This is a genomic window from Streptomyces sp. NPDC003016, from assembly GCF_053591455.1.
The window spans coordinates 70,760-86,628 of record NZ_JBSFTV010000008.1 but is presented as its reverse complement, the minus strand read 5'-3'; the positions used below and the strand labels follow the sequence as shown (position 1 = coordinate 86,628).

Below are 15,869 nucleotides of genomic sequence, written 5' to 3'. Positions count from 1 at the left end.
CTCACAGCGACGGTGCCTCCTCAAGCAGCGGGTGGCCCCACTTTTCCACGAAGGCGGCCTCTACGGCGGCGCCCACCTTGTAAAGGCGGTCGTCCTTCATGGCGGGGGCGATGATCTGGAGACCGACCGGCATGCCGTCCTCGGGCGCGAGGCCGCAGGGCAGCGACATGGCGGCGTTGCCGGCCAGGTTGGTCGGGATCGTGCACAGGTCCGCAAGGTACATCGCCATCGGGTCGTCGGCGCGCTCGCCGATCGGGAAGGCGGTGGTGGGCGTGGTCGGCGAGACGATCACATCGACCTTCTCGAACGCCTTCTCGAAGTCCTGCGTGATGAGCGTACGGACCTTCTGGGCGGATCCGTAGTACGCGTCGTAGTAGCCGGAGCTGAGCGCGTACGTACCGAGGATGATCCGGCGCTTGACCTCGTCGCCGAAGCCGGCCTCACGGGTGAGGGCGGTGACCTCCTCGGCGGACTTCGTGCCGTCGTCGCCGACCCGCAGGCCGTAGCGCATGGCGTCGAAGCGGGCCAGGTTGGAGGACGCCTCGGAGGGGGCGATGAGGTAGTACGCGGAGAGGGCGAGGTCGAAGGACGGGCAGTCCAGCTCCACGATCTCGGCGCCGAGTCCGCGCATCAGCTCGACGGACTCGTCGAAGCGCTGGAGTACGCCGGCCTGGTAGCCCTCGCCGCGGAACTGCTTGACGACGCCGACGCGCATGCCGGCGACGGAGCCGTTGCGGGCGGCCTCGACGACCGGCGGGACCGGGGCGTCGATGGAGGTCGAGTCGAGCGGGTCGTGCCCGGCGATGACCTCGTGCAGGAGCGCGGCGTCCAGGACCGTACGGGCGCAGGGGCCGCCCTGGTCGAGGGAGGAGGAGAACGCGACCATGCCGTAGCGGGAGACGCCGCCGTACGTCGGCTTGACGCCGACGGTGCCGGTGACGGCGGCGGGCTGGCGGATGGAGCCGCCGGTGTCCGTGCCGATGGCCAGGGGCGCCTCGTACGACGCGAGGGCGGCGGAGGAGCCGCCTCCGGAGCCGCCGGGGATCTTGGTCAGGTCCCAGGGGTTGCCGGTCGGGCCGTACGCGCTGTTCTCGGTGGAGGACCCCATGGCGAACTCGTCCATGTTGGTCTTGCCGAGGATGACGACGTCGGCCGCCTTGAGCTTCCGGGTGACCGTGGCGTCGTACGGCGGGATCCAGCCTTCGAGGATCTTCGATCCGACGGTGGTCGGGACGCCCTCGGTGGTGAAGATGTCCTTGAGCGCGAGCGGTACGCCGGCCAGCGGGCCGAGCTCCTCGCCGTTCGCCCGCTTCGCGTCGACGGCGCGTGCCTGGGCCAGGGCCCCCTCGCGGTCGACGTGCAGGAAGGCGTGCACCTTCTCGTCGACGGCGTCGATACGGGCCAGGTGGGCCTCGGTCACCTCGACGGCCGTGAGCTCACCCGAAGCGATCTTCGAGGCGGTCTCGGCGGCGGTGAGCTTGATGATGTGCGTGTGGTCCGTCATGACGGTTTAGTCCTCCCCCAGGATCTGCGGCACCTTGAAACGCTGCTGCTCCTGGGCGGGGGCCCCGGAGAGGGCCTGCTCCGGGGTGAGCGACGGACGGACCTCGTCCGCGCGCATGACGTTGGTCAGCGGCAGCGGGTGGGAGGTCGGCGGTACGTCTTGGTCGGCGACCTCGGAGACGCGGGCGACCGCGCCGATGATGTCGTCGAGCTGACCGGCGAAGTGATCGAGCTCTTCGCCCTTCAGCTCCAGACGCGCCAGCCGTGCGAGGTGGGCGACCTCCTCGCGCGTGATGCCAGGCATGCAGCGATCCTCTGGGGTGAGTGTGTGGGTTTTGGTTTGGCCCAATCCTATGGGGCGCGGACCCCTGCCCACGAAACGGCAGCCCTGTGACACCTCTGTGACGGCAGCGCATTGAGGGAGTGACCGGAGAGTAGGTAGCTTCGTACCGGTCATGATGTGGTGATCTACGCGCGGGAGGGCACGTGGCCGAGGGCCCGGAGTCGACGAGGCGAGTCGACGAATCCGAAATGCTCGAGATGAGTCAGCAGGACCCCGCGCGGGCGAGAGTGTTGCGCAAGTCCCTGGAGGAGCTCGCCTCGGGACGGGGCGGGGACGCCCTCAGGGAAATGGCGCAGGAGGTCCTTTCGGGCCGTACGAGCCTTCGGGACGCGGTGAACGTGTCGGCCTACTCCGAACAGCTCGTCGCGCAGGCGGCCCCCATGGCCGAGAAGTGGGCTGCGCTCTCCGAGGCCGAGCGCGAGGCGCTCGCCGCCGAGGGCGAGCGGAGCATGGCCGAGGAGCAGAGCCGGATCGACGAGGAGCGGCGCGCGGCGCCGGGCGACGGCGGCAGGAAGTCCCGCCACGACAGCCGGGGCTGGTCGCTGTACTGAGCGGCTGTGGGGCGCGGGACAAGGCCCCGGAAAACCACGTGTCTTTCAGGGGCAGGAGCAAGCAGTGAACTTTCGGGTGGAGCCGGGCGCGATCGACGGCTTTTCGAAGCTGGTGGGGCGTGCTGCCGACGGCAGTACGAAGGCTGTCTCGTACACGGCCAACGCGCAGATCGACAACATGGCGGGCGGGGCGCTCTGGGACGTGGTCACGGGCGATCACGAAAAGTACGTGGCCGACGCCAAGAGCGCTCTGCGGAAGGTGCAGAAGGTCCTCGAATCCTCGCAGCAGGAGCTGGCCAGGACCGCCAGGTACTACCGCGAGACGGACAGCGGCGTAGCGGCGAAAATGGACGCCACCTATCCGGGGTCCAAAGGAGCGGGCGGCAGCCCGGACGGCGGCAACGCACAGGACTTCTCCGACGCGAGCGACGCCGCGGACCTGCTGAAGAAGCCCGCCGACAGCACCAACCCGCTGGTCGCCTACGGCCAGGGGCACGCCGACGAGTACACCATGAGCCCGGTCCAGAAGTCCCTCGGCTCCGTCCTCGACCTGGGCAGCCCGTCGGCCATGGCGGTGGAGGCGTCCAAGCTGCTCTTCGGGTTCGACCCGTTCGGCGAAGTGACGAACTGGGTGGTCGGAGACTGGAACAAGTACAACGACTGCGCCGACGTGTGGGGCGCTCTCGGCGCGTACTGCGACGCGGTGGCCGCCAACCTGAAGAAGGGCAACGGGAACGTCGGCCTGAGCTGGGCCGGCAACGCTTCGGACGCCGCAAGGATCTACTTCGACGAGTTCGCCGGGAAACTCACCGAGATCAAAGCGGCCTTCGACTCCCTGGAGGGCTGCTACAAGCAGGCCGCACAGATGGCGTTCCAGTTCGCCGAATTCCTGAAGTCCTTCCTCGTCGCGTTCTGCGACCTCCTGGTCATCTGGCTGGTGAACCTGGCCGCCGCCCAGGCCGTCAACGTGATTCCGGTCGGCGGGCAGGTCGCGTCGGCCGCCATGTTCGCCCTGGCGGCGGCACAGGCCCTGCGGATCATGGCGCTGTGGGTCGAGGCGTCCAAGGCCTTCGACGCGATGGCGACCGCCTTGAGTGCCATCGCCCTGGCCATGACCACGGCGATGCACGGCTTCTCCGCGGCGGACGGATTCCCCGAGGTCAGTTCGGGCGGCTACGACCACCGCGCAGTCTAGAGACGGAGGAATCACCCATGTCTTTCATGTTCGGCGACAGCCCCGACGCTCTTGAGCTGTTCCTCACCCGCGTGCGCGACCTGACCGTCGGGTGGACACCCGGCTGCCTGCTGTTCGCGTGGTTCCTGACCAAGGAAGAGGGCTGGCACATGAGCTTCCTCGCCCTGTGCGTGCTGCCGCCTGTCGCGGCGTACCTGGGCATCCGCGCCAAGCGCGAGATCCGCGCGGGCCTCGCCTGGGGGGCGGGCGCCCTGGCCCTTGCGCCCCTCCCGCTGATCGCCGCCATCGAGCTCCTTCAGGGCGCCGGCCGCAGCTAGTTCACCACCTGGCCGGACGGTGCCGGGGACGGAGCCGAGGACGGGCGCTGGGCCTCCTCCAGGGCCGCCGCTGCGACCCGGTCCAGGTCGACCTGGCGGTGCCAGCCCCGCTCGCCGCGGGCGAGGAGCCACGCCGTCGCCTCGTCCGGCGGCATCGCCGCCGCCACCAGCCAGCCCTGCACCGCGTCGCAGCCCAGGTCCCGCAGCCGCTCCCACGTCTCGTCGTCCTCGACGCCCTCGGCCACCACCAGCAGGCCCAGCGAGTGGGCGAGGTCGACCGTGCAGCGGACGATCTCGGCGTCCTCGTTGTCGATCGCGAGCCGGGCCACGAACGACCGGTCGATCTTGAGCTCGCTCACCGGGAGCCGGCGGAGGTGGACCAGGGAGGAGTAGCCCGTACCGAAGTCGTCCAGGGACATCTTCACGCCGTGCCCGGTCAGCCCGGCCAGCGTGTCGGCCGCCCGCTGCGGATCCTCCAGCAGCACGTGCTCCGTTATCTCCAGCTGGAGGGAGCCGGCGGGGACACCGTGCCGGGCCAGCCGCGCCGCCACCGCGCCGGCGAACCCCGGCGTGTGCACGTCGCGCGGCGACACGTTCACCGCCACCGGGGTGTTCAGCCCCTGCTTCCGCCAGCGCGCGACCTGCGCGAGCGCGGTCTCCAGGACGTACTCCGTCAGGTGCGGCATCAGGCCCGACGACTCCGCGATGGCGATGAACTCGTCCGGGGGGACCCGCCCCCGCTCCGGGTGCACCCACCGGACCAGCGCTTCCAGGCCGGCCACCTGCCCGTCGAAGCGGACCTTCGGCTGGTAGTGGAGCTCGACCTCGCTCGCGTCCAGCGCCCGCCGCAGGTCGCCCAGCAGGCCGAGCCGGTCCGGTGTGTTGCTGTCGCGCTTGGACTCGTAGACCTCGACGCCCGTACGGTCCCGCTTGGCCTGGTACATCGCCACGTCGGCCCGGCGCAGCAGCCCTTCCGCGTCCAGCGCGTGGTCGGGGAAGACGGCGACGCCCGCACTGGCCTCCAGAACGAGCGTCAGGCCGTCCAGATCGAGCGGTGAGGAGAGCTCGGCCACCAGGTGCCTGGCGACGCGCTGCGCACTGGTCGTCGAATCGGCGGTCGGGAGCAGGACCGCGAACTCGTCGCCGCCGAGCCGCGCGGCCTCCGCCCCGCGCGGCAGCGCCAGCCGCAGCCTGTCGGCTATCTGGAGCAGTAACCGGTCGCCCGCCAGATGACCGAGCGTGTCGTTGACCGCCCTGAAGCGGTCGAGGTCTATCAGGACGAGAGCGGTCCTGGTGCCGGTGTTCTCGGCCTCCTCCAGCGCGGGCCAGGTCCGCTCCAGCAGCCACTGCCGGTTGGGCAGCCCGGTCAGCGGGTCCCGCAGCTGCTCCTCCGCCCTCGCCCTGGCTATCCACAGGGTGGAGTCCAGGGCGATCAGCGGTACGGCGAACAGCGGCAGCAGGACGGGCAGCGCCACCGCGATCACACAGATCAGCGGTGCGATGCCGAGCAGGGCGACCGCGACGAGCCCCTGCCGGTGCAGGGCCGTCCGGGCGACCGACGGCAGCCGTCCGCTCCTCGGCGCCAGCACGTACCAGAGCAGGACGCGTGTGAGGGCGAGATACGCCAGGGCGGCCAGGGCGACCTCCGGGACCGCCCCCACCCCCCACTCCAGCGGATTCCAGGGCCTCTCGACGGTCGGTACGTCGCCGAACACGGCCAGCACGAGCGCCGCGGCGCCTATGCCCAGGATGTCCACCGCGCCGTGCAGCAGCCCCTGCCGCCAGCGGTGCCTGCGGGCCATGCCGACCAGCACCACGACGGCCAGGCTGACCAGGCCGGCGGGCACCCAGCCGTACAGCATCAGGACGGCGAGGGTGAGCGCGGCGCCGGAGCCCGTGCCGCCCCACCACCGGTCGCGGCCGAGGGCGACCAGGTGGCCGACGATGACTCCGGTGAGCAGCGCGAGGGACCAGCCCACCTCGCCGTCGGGGAACAGCGCGCGGTCCCCCGTCACGGCACCGAAGACCCCGGTGGCCAGGACGAGGGCGGCCAGTGTCACGACGGCGGCGGGCAGCACCCTCGGGGTGCCTGCCCACCGCCGCAGCCGTGAGGCCGGATCGGCACTCTCGGTCGGTTTCATTGCGTCCCTCTCACAGCCGGCGGTGCCCGTGCCACGCGGTGGCTCCGTTGTCATGCCACCACGACGGAAAAACCTTCCCCACGCCCTTCATGAGCAGGGGACACCTCATCGCAGCCGCGCACGACAGGCGCACATCCCAACAGTAGGCCGCAGAAGGCTCTCGCGGGCAGCGGTCCACCGCTGTTGCCCGAATGCGACCCAGCCGCCCTTGTCCGTCTGCTATGCACTGAACGGGTGATACCGGCTGCGGTTCTTTCCCCTCTCACCAGCCCTTTCCCCGCCCGGCGCCACGCCTACTCCTCGGCGGGCACAGCCGCTTCACGGGCTGCTTCCGGACCCTGGGCCAAAAGGACGGCGAATCCCTCCTCGTTGAGGACGGGCACCTTCAACTGCATGGCCTTGTCGTACTTCGAGCCCGGGCTGTCACCGACCACCACGAACCCGGTCTTCTTCGAGACAGATCCGGTGACTTTCGCACCGAGGCTCTGGAGCGCCTCCTTCGCGCCATCCCGTGTGTGGTTCTGCAGGGTCCCGGTCACCACGACCGTGAGGCCCTCCAGCGGACGGGGCCCCTGGTCCTCACCGGCGCCCTCCTCCTCCATCCGCACCCCGGCCGCCCGCCACTTGCGCAGGATCTCCCGGTGCCAGTCCTCCTCGAACCACTGTTTGAGCGAGGCGGCGATGGTGGGACCGACGCCCTCCACGGCGGCCAGTTCCTCCTGTGTCGCCTGCTCGATCCGCTCCAGCGAACGGAACTCACGGGCCAGCGCCTCCGCCGCGACCGGCCCCACGTGGCGGATGGACAGCCCGGTGATGACCCGGGCCAGCGGTCGCTCCTTCGCCGCCTCGATGTTCTTCAGCATGGCGAGGGTGTTCTTCTTCGGTTCGCCCTCCTGGTTGGCGAAGAACGTCACTACCTTCTCCTCGCCCGTCTTCGGGTCCCGCTTGGGGAGTCCCGAATCCTGGTCCAGGACATACGACTTGATGGGCAGCAGCTGCTCCACCTTCAGGTCGAAGAGGTCGCCCTCGTCGCGCAGCGGCGACTCGGCCGGCTCCAGCGGCCGGGTGAGCGCGGCCGCCGCGACGTACCCGAAGTTCTCGATGTCCAGGCACTTGCGGCCGGCCAGGTAGAACAGCCGCTCCCGCAACTGCGCGGGGCAGGAACGGCCGTTGGGGCAGCGGAGGTCGATGTCGCCCTCCTTCATGGCCTTCAGCGGCGTACCGCACTCGGGGCACTGGGACGGCATCACGAACTCCCGCTCGCCGCCGTCCCGCAGGTCGACCACGGGCCCCAGGATCTCGGGGATGACGTCACCCGCCTTGCGCAGCACCACCGTGTCCCCGATGCGTACGCCCTTGGCCTTCACCACTTCCTGGTTGTGCAGGGTGGCGAACTCGACCTCGGAACCGGCGACCGTGACCGGCTCCACCTGGGCGTACGGCGTCACGCGCCCCGTCCGCCCCACGCCGACCCGGATGTCGACCAGCTTGGTGTTGACCTCCTCCGGCGCGTACTTCCAGGCGATGGCCCAGCGCGGCGCCCGCGAGGTCGAGCCGAGCCGCCCCTGGAGCCGGATCTCGTCGAGCTTGACGACGACGCCGTCGATCTCGTGCTCCACGGAGTGCCGGTTCTCGCCGAAGTACGCGATGAACTCCCGTACGCCCGCGAGGTCCTCGACGACCTTGTTGTGCCGCGCGACCGGCAGGCCCCATTCGCGCAGCAGCTCGTACGCCTGCGACAGGCGGTCGATGTCGAAGCCCTCGCGGGCCCCGATGCCGTGCACCACCATGTGCAGCGGGCGGCCCGCGGTGACCTTCGGATCCTTCTGCCGCAGCGAACCGGCCGCCGCGTTGCGCGGGTTGGCGAAGGGTTTGTCCTCGGCCGCCACCAGCCGCGCGTTCAGCTCCTGGAACTTCTCCATCGGGAAGTAGACCTCGCCGCGGATCTCGACCAGGTCCGGGACACGGTCGCCCTTCAGCCGCTCCGGGACGTCCGCGATCGTACGGACGTTGGGCGTGATGTCCTCGCCCGTGCGCCCGTCGCCCCGGGTCGCGGCCCGGGTCAGCCGGCCCTTCTCGTACGTCAGGTTGACCGCGAGGCCGTCCACCTTCAGCTCGCACAGCAGGTGGTACGGCACGGCGCCCAGCTCGCTCGCCACGCGCTCGCCCCAGGCCGTGAGCTCCTCGTCGTCGAAGGCGTTGTCGAGGGAGAGCATGCGCTCGCGGTGCTGGACGGCGGTGAAGTCCGTCTCATACGCTCCCGCGACCTTCTGGGTCGGCGAGTCGGGCGTGCGCAGCTCGGCGTACTCCTCCTCCAGCGCCTCCAGCGTCCGCAGCAGCTTGTCGAACTCCGCGTCGCTGATGACCGGCTGGTCCTTCACGTAGTACCGGAAGCGGTGCTCCTCGATCTGCTCGGCGAGCTGTGCGTGCCGCTCCCGTGCCTCCGCGGGCACCGCCGCCTGCTGTTCGCCAGCCATCGTCCTGTCCTCCCGTTTCCGGTCCCGTCCCCGTTACTCAGGGTTGTCCGCGAGTGATCTCGCCGCCCGGGCGCAGTGTGCGAGCGCCGCGCGCGCATACGCGGGGGAAGCCCCCGCGAGCCCGCACGACGGAGTGATCACCAGGGACTCGGCGAGAGTCCCCGGATTCAGCCCCAGCCTGCGCCACAGCGTCCTGACACCCATGACGCTACCGGCCGGGTCCGACAACGCCGTGTCGGTGCCCGGCACGATTCCGGCGAACAGCCGCGTACCGCCCTCCACCGCCTCACCGATCACCTCCTCGTCACGCTCGGTGAGCAGTGAGAAGTCGAACGAGACCCCTGCTGCGCCGGCCCGGCGCAGCAGGGCGAACGGCACGTCCGGCGCGCAGGAGTGGACCACCACCGGGCCGTCGGCGGCCCCCATCACGTCCCGCAGCGTTCCCTCGACGGCCTGGCGGTCCACCGCCCGGTACGTCCGGTACCCGCTCGCGGTCCTGACCTGCCCGCGCAGTACGGCCGTCAGCGACGGCTCGTCGAGCTGGAGCACCACCTGGGCGCCCGGCATCCGCCGCCGCACCTCCGCCAGATGCGCGCGCAGCCCCTCGGCCAGCGAGCCCGCGAGGTCCCGGACCGCGCCCGGGTCGCCCAGCGCCGCCTCGCCGCCGCGCAGCTCCAGCCCCGCCGCCAGCGTCCACGGTCCGACGGCCTGCACCTTGAGCGGCCCCGTGTACCCCTGCGTGAACTCCTCCAGCGCGTCGAGGTCCTCCCCCAGCCAGGACCGCGCCCGCCGCGTGTCGCGTCCCGGCCGGTCGCTGAACCGCCAGCCGCTGGGTTCGAGGTGGACGTACATCTCGACGAGCATCCCGGCGGTCCGCCCGATCATGTCGGCCCCGGGGCCGCGCGCGGGCAGCTCCGCCAGGTACGGGAAGTCCTCGAAGCTGCCGGTGACGGTCTTCGCGGCCTCCCGCGCGTCCCCGCCGGGCATCGAACCGACGCCGGTCGCCGGGCCCCACGTGTATCCGCCCGTGCGGTCGGTGGTCCCGCTCATCGGCCCGGCCGCACCGTCAGGTCGTTGACCTCCGCGTCGCGCGGCAGGTCGAGTGCCATGAGGATCGTCGTCGCGACCGACTCGGGGTCGATCCACCGCGTCGGGTCGTACTCCTTGCCCTCCTGGTGGTGGACCCTCTCCTGCATGGCGCTGGCGGTACGTCCCGGGTAGACCGAGGTGACGCGCACGCCGTTCTCGTGCTCCTCCTGGCGCAGCGCGTCGGCGAGGGCCTTCAGACCGTGCTTGCTCGCTGCGTACGGGCCCCACTGGGCATGCGCGGCGAGGCCGGCGCCCGAGTTGACGAAGACCACGTGGCCCTTGTCGAGGCGGAGTTGGGGCAGGAAGAGCCGGGTCAGCTCGGCCGGGGAGATCAGGTTCACGTTCAGCTGGCTGTGCCAGGCGCGGGTGCCGAGGTCGCCGATCCGGCCGAGGTCGACGACGCCCGCGATGTGCAGCAGCGAATCCACCCGCTCCGGCATCGGCTGGTGGGAGAACGCCCAGGAGAGCCGGTCCGGATTGGAGAGGTCGCCGACGAGCGTACGGGCGCCGGGGAGGCCCCCCGCGAGCTGTTTGGCGCGGCCCGCGTCGCGGGCCATCAGGACGACGTCGTCGCCGCGCTCGTGCAGGCGGCGGGCGACGGCGGCGCCGATGCCCGAGCCCGCTCCGGTGATCACATGTGTAGCCATGGGCCCATGCTCGCATCACCGCACCCCGGCGCCCGCGGCGGCAGCCGCTGATGTCACCGCCTCAAGGTAGGCCAGTGCCGCCACGCCGTCCTCCGCGAAGAAGACCAGGTCGGTGAGGGGAAGGGGCAGGAAGCCCTCCTCGTCCATCCGCTGGAACTGCTGCTTGAGGCCGTCGTAGAATCCCGCCGTGTTGAGCAGCACCACCGGCTTGGTGTGCAGGCCGTGCTTCTTCAGCTCCAGTATCTCGGTGGCCTCGTCCAGCGTGCCGGTGCCGCCGACCATGACGACGACCGCGTCGGACTTGGAGAGCAGCAGCGCCTTGCGCTCGGCGAGGTCCTTGGCGATCACCATCTCGTCGGCGTTCTCGCGCGCCGCGGCGCGCAGGAACTCCACCGAAACGCCGACGAGCCGCCCGCCCCCTTCCTGCACACCGTCCGCGACGACCTTCATCAGGCCGGCTTCCGAACCGCCCCAGACCAGGGTGTGGCCGCCCCTGCCGAGCAGCTCGGCGAATTCGCGGGCGGGGCGCGTGTAGCGCTCGTCGAGGTCGGCGGCGGAGAGGAAGACGCAGATGTTCAGTGCCATGGGAAGAACCTACGCCGCACGGATGCTGGAGTGTGAGACGGCTGTCGCACCACCAGGACCGAGGAGAGGATCGCCCGTGACCGCAGGACACCGCATCACCGTCGAGCAGGGAACCGAGCATGTACGTGTCACACATGGCGGACAGGTGCTGGCGGAGAGCCGCCGCCCGCTGCTGCTGCGCGAGACCGGCCTGCCGGTGCGCTACTACCTCCCGCCCGAGGACGTCAGGACCGATCTGCTGACGCCTTCGGACCGGCGCACCCACTGCCCCTTCAAGGGCGACGCGTCGTACTGGTCGCTGCCGGACGCCGCGGATCTGGTGTGGGCCTATCCCGACCCGAAGCCGGAAGTGGCAGCCGTGAAGGGCCACTTCTGCTTCTACGAGACGGAGGTCGTCGGTACGGACTGAGATTTTTTTCCCGGGAGCGATGAGTTCCGGGGCGCCGGCCGGTCAGCACCTCATGACCAAAGTGATTTCACGTGACGGCACGCCCATCGCCTGCGAACGGCGGGGCGAGGGGCCGCCCTTGATTCTGGTCGGCGGTGCGTTCAGCACCGGTACCGCCGAGATCCCGCTGGCGGCGTTGCTCGCACCGTACTTCGGCGTCGTCACGTACGACAGGCGCGGCCGCGGTGGCAGCGGGGACACCGCGCCCTACGCGGTCGCGCGTGAGGCCGAGGACCTGGCGGCCCTGGTCGAGGAGGAGCGCGGGCCCGTGTCGGTGTACGGCATGTCGTCGGGCGGGGCGCTGGTCCTGGAGGCCGCCGCCGCCGGGGTGCCGTTCGACAGGATCGCCGTGTACGAGCCTCCCTTCACCGTCGTCGGGCCGGACGACAGGGCCGCCAAGTCGCGGTACTCGGCGCGGCTGGGCGAACTCCTCGCGGCCGGCGACCGCGGGGGCGCCGCCGAGCTCTTCCTGTCGGTGGTCGGTATGCCGCCCGAGGTCGTCGCGCAGGTGCGCAGGGCACCGATGTGGCCGGAGCTGGAGGCGGTGGCGCCGACCCTGGCGTACGACGACGCGGTGATGGGCGACGGCACGGTGCCGACCGAGCGGCTGGCGTCCGTCAGAGCGCCGGTGCTCGTCGTCGACGGCGGCGCGAGCCCGCACGTGATGCGGGAGGCCGCCCGGCGGGTCGCCGGCGCGGTGCGCTGCGGCAGGCACCGCACCCTGACGGGCCAGGTCCACGACGTCGCCCCGCAGGTACTGGCCCCGGTGCTGCGGGAGTTCTTCGCGGCGTGAGCGGAGCGTCCGGTTCCGCCCAGCTGACGCGGAGTTCAGCGGAAGACTGCCGCGGACCGGTGGCACAGTGTTCCCCGGGCGTTGGCCGAAGGTTCCGCGGGAAGTCATCCACAGGCGCGACGGTGTGCAGGGCGTGAGCCGGGGATCGGCGGGGGAGGCGTCTGTGGTGGTGGGGGAAAGACAGACAGTCGAAGAACCGCGGCTGGGCATCAGACGCGCATCGCGCTCGGCCCGGTCGCGGCGCAGTTTTCTCGTGACGTTCCTGCCGCTGCTGGCGGTGGTGCTGACGGGAACGGCCGCGCTGGCCGTGTCGGGGAACATCCTGCTTCCCGCCGAACGGATCATCACACTGGAAGGCAAGATGGCCTCCAAGCGGGACTTCTTCGAGGACGAAGAGGTCCAGCGCCTTCTGCTGAAGCATCACATACGGGTGCACATCACCAGTTCGGGATCGCGCGAGGTCGCCGTGCGCGAGACCGACTCGTACGACTTCGTGTTCCCGTCCGGGCAGCCGGCCGGTGACCTGATCACCGGTGAGCGCGCGGCGGACAACCAGTACGCCAAGGTGTACCGGCCGTTCGTCAGCCCCATCGTGCTGGCCACCTACCGCGAGTACGCCGACACGCTCGCCGACGCGGGCATCGCGAAGCCGCAGCGCGGCCCGGGGGCGGAGGAGCCGTACTACTACGCGCTGGACATGCCGAAGTTCCTGCGGCACATCCACGACAAGCGCCGCTGGAACGACATCGGGATACGGCGGCACAACCTCGCCAACGCCAACAGGATCGTCGTCCAGACCCCCGATGTCTGCGGCTCCAACTCGGCCGGCACCTACCTGGCCCTGGTCGCCTTCACCTGGCGCGGCGACGGCGACGAGGTGCCGGACTCGGACCGGGAGGCCGACGAGCGGGCCCGCGCCATCCGCCACCTCATGGAGCAGGGGCTGCCGGCCGCCGACGTCTTCCGCACCTACATCTCGCCCGAGGGCAAGAACATCGCCCCCGTGGTGGTCGCGTACGAGCACCAGTACCTCGCCTACCAGGTCCGGTACAGGGCGGACGCGAAGAAGCTCGACCCGCAGCGCGTGCTGCTCTATCCGTCCGGCCAGTTCGTCACCCAGCCGCAGTTCATCGCCCTCAACAAGGACGGCGACCGGCTCGGGGAGCTGATCACGAACGACCCGCGGCTGCGGCGCCGCGCGATGGAACTGGGCTTTCGCATACTCGACCCCTCGGGCCAGGTCGCGGGCGACCAGCTCAGCGCCTTTCTCCAGGACCACGAGATCCCCGTCCCCGCCCTCTCCGGCGACGCCACGAGGTCGGCCATGCCCCGGCTGCGCTACCTGGAGCGGATGATTTCGAACATCGGCGGCTGTCCCGCGGCCGACGTCGTGCCCGGACGGCCGTGATGGGCGCGCGCCGCGGCCCCGCCGGCCTGGTCGCGCTGTGCCTCGTGTCCCTGTTGCTCGCGCCGGCCGCCTGCTCCGACGACCGCCCCGAGCCCGTGACGCTGCGGGTGCTGGCCAGTTCGGAACTCGCCGACATGAAGCCCGTGCTCGACGAGCTGCGCCGCGAGACGGGGATCTCGCTGGAGATGGACTACCGGGGCACGGTGGACGCCGGCAACGAGCTCGCCGGACCCGGCGGCCACCGGCACGACCTGGCCTGGCTCTCCTCCGACCGCTACTTCCTGCTCAGGTCCAGGGCGAACGGCGACCGTGGCGAAAAGCCCCTGGCCACCAGCATCATGCGCTCGCCCGTCGTGATCGGCATGCGGCGCGGGACGGCCGAGCGGCTGCGCGAGAAGGCGCCCGACGGCCAGATCTCCTGGGCCGACGCGGCCGACGCGGCGGCCGACGGATCGCTGCGGTTCGGGATGGCCGACCCGCGCCACACCAACAGCGGCCTCGCGGCGCTCGTCGGAGTCGCGACCGCCGCGGCGGGGACCGGCACCGCGCTGCGTCCGGACGACGTCTCCTGCGACCGGCTGCGCGGCTTCTTCGCCGGACACGCGCTCGTCAGCGACGCCTCCGCCGAGCTCGCCGACCGCTTCGCGGCACGTCAGGGCGAGCTGAACGCCCTCATCACGTACGAGTCCGAACTTCTGGCGCTCAACAGCAGCGGCAGACTGCGCGAACCGCTGGAGATCGTCTATCCCAGGGACGGCATGGTCCTGTCCGACTACCCGCTGCTGCTCCTCGACCCGGCCCAGCGCGCCGCGTACGACACGCTGGTGGAGTGGCTGCGCAGCGAACCCGTACAGAAACGGATCATGGAGCGCACCCTGCGGCGGCCGATCGATCCGGCCGTGCCCCGCAGCGCGCCGCTGCGCGAGCCCGTCGGCAACGCGCTGTACTTCCCCGACGACCAGAAGGTCGTCGACCGGCTCCTGGCCGACTACGGGGACCCGGAGCGCGACCGCTCCTCGCAGGTGATCTTCCTGCTCGACTTCTCGACGTCGATGCGCGGCAAGCGGATCGCCCAGCTGCGCGACACCTTCGACGCGCTGGCCGGCGCGGACGACTCGCGCTCGGGCAAGTTCGTCCGCTTCTACCAGCGCGAGACGCTCACCGTGATGCGGTTCGGCGGCAGCGTGCTGGACAGACGGAGCATCACCTACGAAGACCCCTCCGACCTGGACCGGCTGCGCGGCTTCGTCGCGTCCGGCGAATTCGACGACGCCACCGCCATCTGGTCCTCGCTCGACCGCGCCTACCGCGACGCGGCCGTGCTCGCCCGCGAGCACCCCGGGCGCACCCTCTCCATCGTCCTGATGACCGACGGGGAGAACAACACCGGTATGGGCCTGGACGCGTTCATCCGCCGCCATGCCCGACTGCCGCAGGAGGCCAGGGCCGTACGCACGTACACGATCCGCTACGGCGAGGCCGACGCCGGGGAACTGGACCGGGGGGCACGGGCGACGGGCGGCCGCATGGTCGACGCCACCGGCCGGTCCCTCAAGAGCGCCTTCAAGGAGATCCGTGGGTGTGCTGACTGAGGCGTGGTGGGGCGTGTGGTGGCCCTGGATGCTCCTGTGGCTGCTGACCGCCTCGGGAGCGGCGGCTCTGCTCGTCCTGGCGGTGCTGTGGCTCGTCCGCGTCAGGCGCGATCGCGACCAGACCCTGACGTACAGCATCTGCTTCTACCTCCACGACCGCTCGGTCATGGACCACTACCAGATGCGGGGGTACGCCGCGGCGCTGCGCAAGGAGGTGGAGCAGCGGACCAGTGACAGCGCGGACGGCACCATCCGCGCCAAGGTCTTCGGGCTGAGCGCGGGCGCGGGCCGCAAGGACAACAGCGAGATCGTCAGCAAGTACATGGAGGTCGCCGAACCCATCTCGGTCATCGGCGTCATCATGGACGTTCTGGAGGAGAAGAACGTCATCGTCCATGTCGACCTGGCGGGCGGGGCGATACGGCGCAACGCGGCACTCACCCGGGCGCTCGCCGACCGGCCCCCGGCCGCGTCGCCCTCCCCGCAGACCGTGCGGCTGCGCGACATCGAGGACTTCGTGCTGATACGCGGCCGGTTCCGCAAGATCAGCGAATCACCGGAGTCCACGGTGTTCCTGGCCCCCTACGGCGACCCCGAGGACCCTTCCCGGGGGCCGCGGGTGCGGGTCACCTGCGCGACCGAGGGGCTGCGCAACGAGGTCCCGCGGGGGACGTTCTCGGCCCGCTGCCTGGGCAAGGTGCAGGACTGGAACACCGAGGACGGCGTGCTGGAGGTACAGGCCATGGCGATCTTCCGGTAGGGCGGCGCGGGACGCGGCCC

The 15,869-nt window shown here is 70.9% G+C and carries 15 protein-coding genes; 8 read left to right on the top strand and 7 right to left on the bottom strand.

Annotated features, from left to right (window positions below):
- Position 1: 1 nt before the first annotated feature.
- Positions 2-1,504: an Asp-tRNA(Asn)/Glu-tRNA(Gln) amidotransferase subunit GatA gene (gene gatA / locus ACWDZ4_RS09050; RefSeq protein ID WP_451507764.1), complete on the bottom strand. Its 1,503-nt coding sequence runs from the start codon at positions 1,502-1,504 to the stop codon at positions 2-4.
- A gap of 6 nt (positions 1,505-1,510) precedes the next feature.
- Positions 1,511-1,807 carry an Asp-tRNA(Asn)/Glu-tRNA(Gln) amidotransferase subunit GatC gene (gene gatC / locus ACWDZ4_RS09045; RefSeq protein WP_015036350.1) on the bottom strand — a complete coding sequence of 99 codons (297 nt, stop codon included), beginning with the start codon at positions 1,805-1,807 and terminating at the stop codon, positions 1,511-1,513.
- Positions 1,808-2,043: 236 nt separating this feature from the next.
- On the opposite strand from gatC, the gene ACWDZ4_RS09040 reads away from it, so the two are divergent.
- The 3 genes from ACWDZ4_RS09040 to ACWDZ4_RS09030 all read left to right on the top strand — a co-directional run bounded on the left by ACWDZ4_RS09040 (position 2,044) and on the right by ACWDZ4_RS09030 (position 3,909).
- Positions 2,044-2,397: a hypothetical protein gene (locus ACWDZ4_RS09040; RefSeq protein ID WP_451507763.1), complete on the top strand. Its 354-nt coding sequence runs from the start codon at positions 2,044-2,046 to the stop codon at positions 2,395-2,397.
- 64 nt (positions 2,398-2,461) lie between these two features.
- A complete protein-coding gene (locus ACWDZ4_RS09035) occupies positions 2,462-3,592 on the top strand; it encodes a hypothetical protein (RefSeq protein ID WP_451507762.1) in 1,131 nt (376 codons plus the stop codon).
- A 17-nt stretch (positions 3,593-3,609) separates the two neighbouring features.
- Positions 3,610-3,909, top strand: coding sequence for a hypothetical protein (locus ACWDZ4_RS09030; RefSeq protein ID WP_451507761.1), 300 nt, complete (start codon positions 3,610-3,612; stop codon positions 3,907-3,909).
- On the opposite strand, the gene ACWDZ4_RS09025 is transcribed toward ACWDZ4_RS09030, so the two are convergent.
- From ACWDZ4_RS09025 to ACWDZ4_RS09005, 5 genes are all read right to left on the bottom strand, one after another.
- Entirely contained in the window at positions 3,906-6,050 is a 2,145-nt protein-coding gene (locus ACWDZ4_RS09025; protein ID WP_451507760.1) for a putative bifunctional diguanylate cyclase/phosphodiesterase, read from the bottom strand. The two genes, ACWDZ4_RS09030 and ACWDZ4_RS09025, sit on opposite strands and share 4 nt — an antisense overlap.
- Before the next feature lie 293 nt (positions 6,051-6,343).
- On the bottom strand, positions 6,344-8,527 hold the full coding sequence (gene ligA, locus ACWDZ4_RS09020) for an NAD-dependent DNA ligase LigA (protein ID WP_451507759.1): 2,184 nt from the start codon (positions 8,525-8,527) through the stop codon (positions 6,344-6,346).
- 33 nt (positions 8,528-8,560) lie between these two features.
- Positions 8,561-9,577 carry a methionine synthase gene (locus tag ACWDZ4_RS09015; RefSeq protein WP_451507758.1) on the bottom strand — a complete coding sequence of 339 codons (1,017 nt, stop codon included), beginning with the start codon at positions 9,575-9,577 and terminating at the stop codon, positions 8,561-8,563.
- On the bottom strand, positions 9,574-10,263 hold the full coding sequence (locus ACWDZ4_RS09010) for an SDR family oxidoreductase (RefSeq protein ID WP_451507757.1): 690 nt from the start codon (positions 10,261-10,263) through the stop codon (positions 9,574-9,576). Before ACWDZ4_RS09010 ends, ACWDZ4_RS09015 begins: the two co-directional genes overlap by 4 nt.
- A 15-nt stretch (positions 10,264-10,278) precedes the next feature.
- Entirely contained in the window at positions 10,279-10,842 is a 564-nt protein-coding gene (locus ACWDZ4_RS09005) for an LOG family protein (RefSeq protein ID WP_451507859.1), read from the bottom strand.
- A gap of 82 nt (positions 10,843-10,924) precedes the next feature.
- On the opposite strand from ACWDZ4_RS09005, the gene ACWDZ4_RS09000 reads away from it, so the two are divergent.
- From ACWDZ4_RS09000 to ACWDZ4_RS08980, 5 genes are all read left to right on the top strand, one after another.
- Positions 10,925-11,257, top strand: a complete 333-nt coding sequence (locus tag ACWDZ4_RS09000; RefSeq protein ID WP_451507756.1) for a DUF427 domain-containing protein — start codon at positions 10,925-10,927, stop codon at positions 11,255-11,257.
- A 52-nt stretch (positions 11,258-11,309) separates the two neighbouring features.
- Positions 11,310-12,089 carry an alpha/beta fold hydrolase gene (locus ACWDZ4_RS08995; RefSeq protein ID WP_451507755.1) on the top strand — a complete coding sequence of 260 codons (780 nt, stop codon included), beginning with the start codon at positions 11,310-11,312 and terminating at the stop codon, positions 12,087-12,089.
- A gap of 253 nt (positions 12,090-12,342) precedes the next feature.
- A complete protein-coding gene (locus ACWDZ4_RS08990; RefSeq protein WP_451507754.1) occupies positions 12,343-13,497 on the top strand; it encodes a hypothetical protein in 1,155 nt (384 codons plus the stop codon).
- Positions 13,497-15,089 carry a substrate-binding domain-containing protein gene (locus ACWDZ4_RS08985; protein ID WP_451507753.1) on the top strand — a complete coding sequence of 531 codons (1,593 nt, stop codon included), beginning with the start codon at positions 13,497-13,499 and terminating at the stop codon, positions 15,087-15,089. The genes ACWDZ4_RS08990 and ACWDZ4_RS08985 overlap by 1 nt, the downstream gene beginning before the upstream one ends.
- Complete coding sequence (locus tag ACWDZ4_RS08980) at positions 15,073-15,849, top strand: hypothetical protein (RefSeq protein ID WP_451507752.1); 777 nt, start codon at positions 15,073-15,075, stop codon at positions 15,847-15,849. The genes ACWDZ4_RS08985 and ACWDZ4_RS08980 overlap by 17 nt, the downstream gene beginning before the upstream one ends.
- Positions 15,850-15,869: the final 20 nt, after the last annotated feature.

What these genes read in the sequence shown, in the direction of transcription:
- ligA (WP_451507759.1), bottom strand. Translation starts at nt 8,527, where the DNA reads ATGGCTGGCGAACAGCAGGCGGCGGTGCCCGCGGAGGCACGGGAGCGG.
- gatC (WP_015036350.1), bottom strand. Translation starts at nt 1,807, where the DNA reads ATGCCTGGCATCACGCGCGAGGAGGTCGCCCACCTCGCACGGCTGGCG.
- ACWDZ4_RS09040 (WP_451507763.1), top strand. Translation starts at nt 2,044, where the DNA reads ATGAGTCAGCAGGACCCCGCGCGGGCGAGAGTGTTGCGCAAGTCCCTG.
- ACWDZ4_RS09030 (WP_451507761.1), top strand. Translation starts at nt 3,610, where the DNA reads ATGTCTTTCATGTTCGGCGACAGCCCCGACGCTCTTGAGCTGTTCCTC.
- ACWDZ4_RS09025 (WP_451507760.1), bottom strand. Translation starts at nt 6,050, where the DNA reads ATGAAACCGACCGAGAGTGCCGATCCGGCCTCACGGCTGCGGCGGTGG.
- ACWDZ4_RS09015 (WP_451507758.1), bottom strand. Translation starts at nt 9,577, where the DNA reads ATGAGCGGGACCACCGACCGCACGGGCGGATACACGTGGGGCCCGGCG.
- ACWDZ4_RS08995 (WP_451507755.1), top strand. Translation starts at nt 11,310, where the DNA reads ATGACCAAAGTGATTTCACGTGACGGCACGCCCATCGCCTGCGAACGG.
- ACWDZ4_RS08985 (WP_451507753.1), top strand. Translation starts at nt 13,497, where the DNA reads ATGGGCGCGCGCCGCGGCCCCGCCGGCCTGGTCGCGCTGTGCCTCGTG.
- ACWDZ4_RS09010 (WP_451507757.1), bottom strand. Translation starts at nt 10,263, where the DNA reads ATGGCTACACATGTGATCACCGGAGCGGGCTCGGGCATCGGCGCCGCC.
- gatA (WP_451507764.1), bottom strand. Translation starts at nt 1,504, where the DNA reads ATGACGGACCACACGCACATCATCAAGCTCACCGCCGCCGAGACCGCC.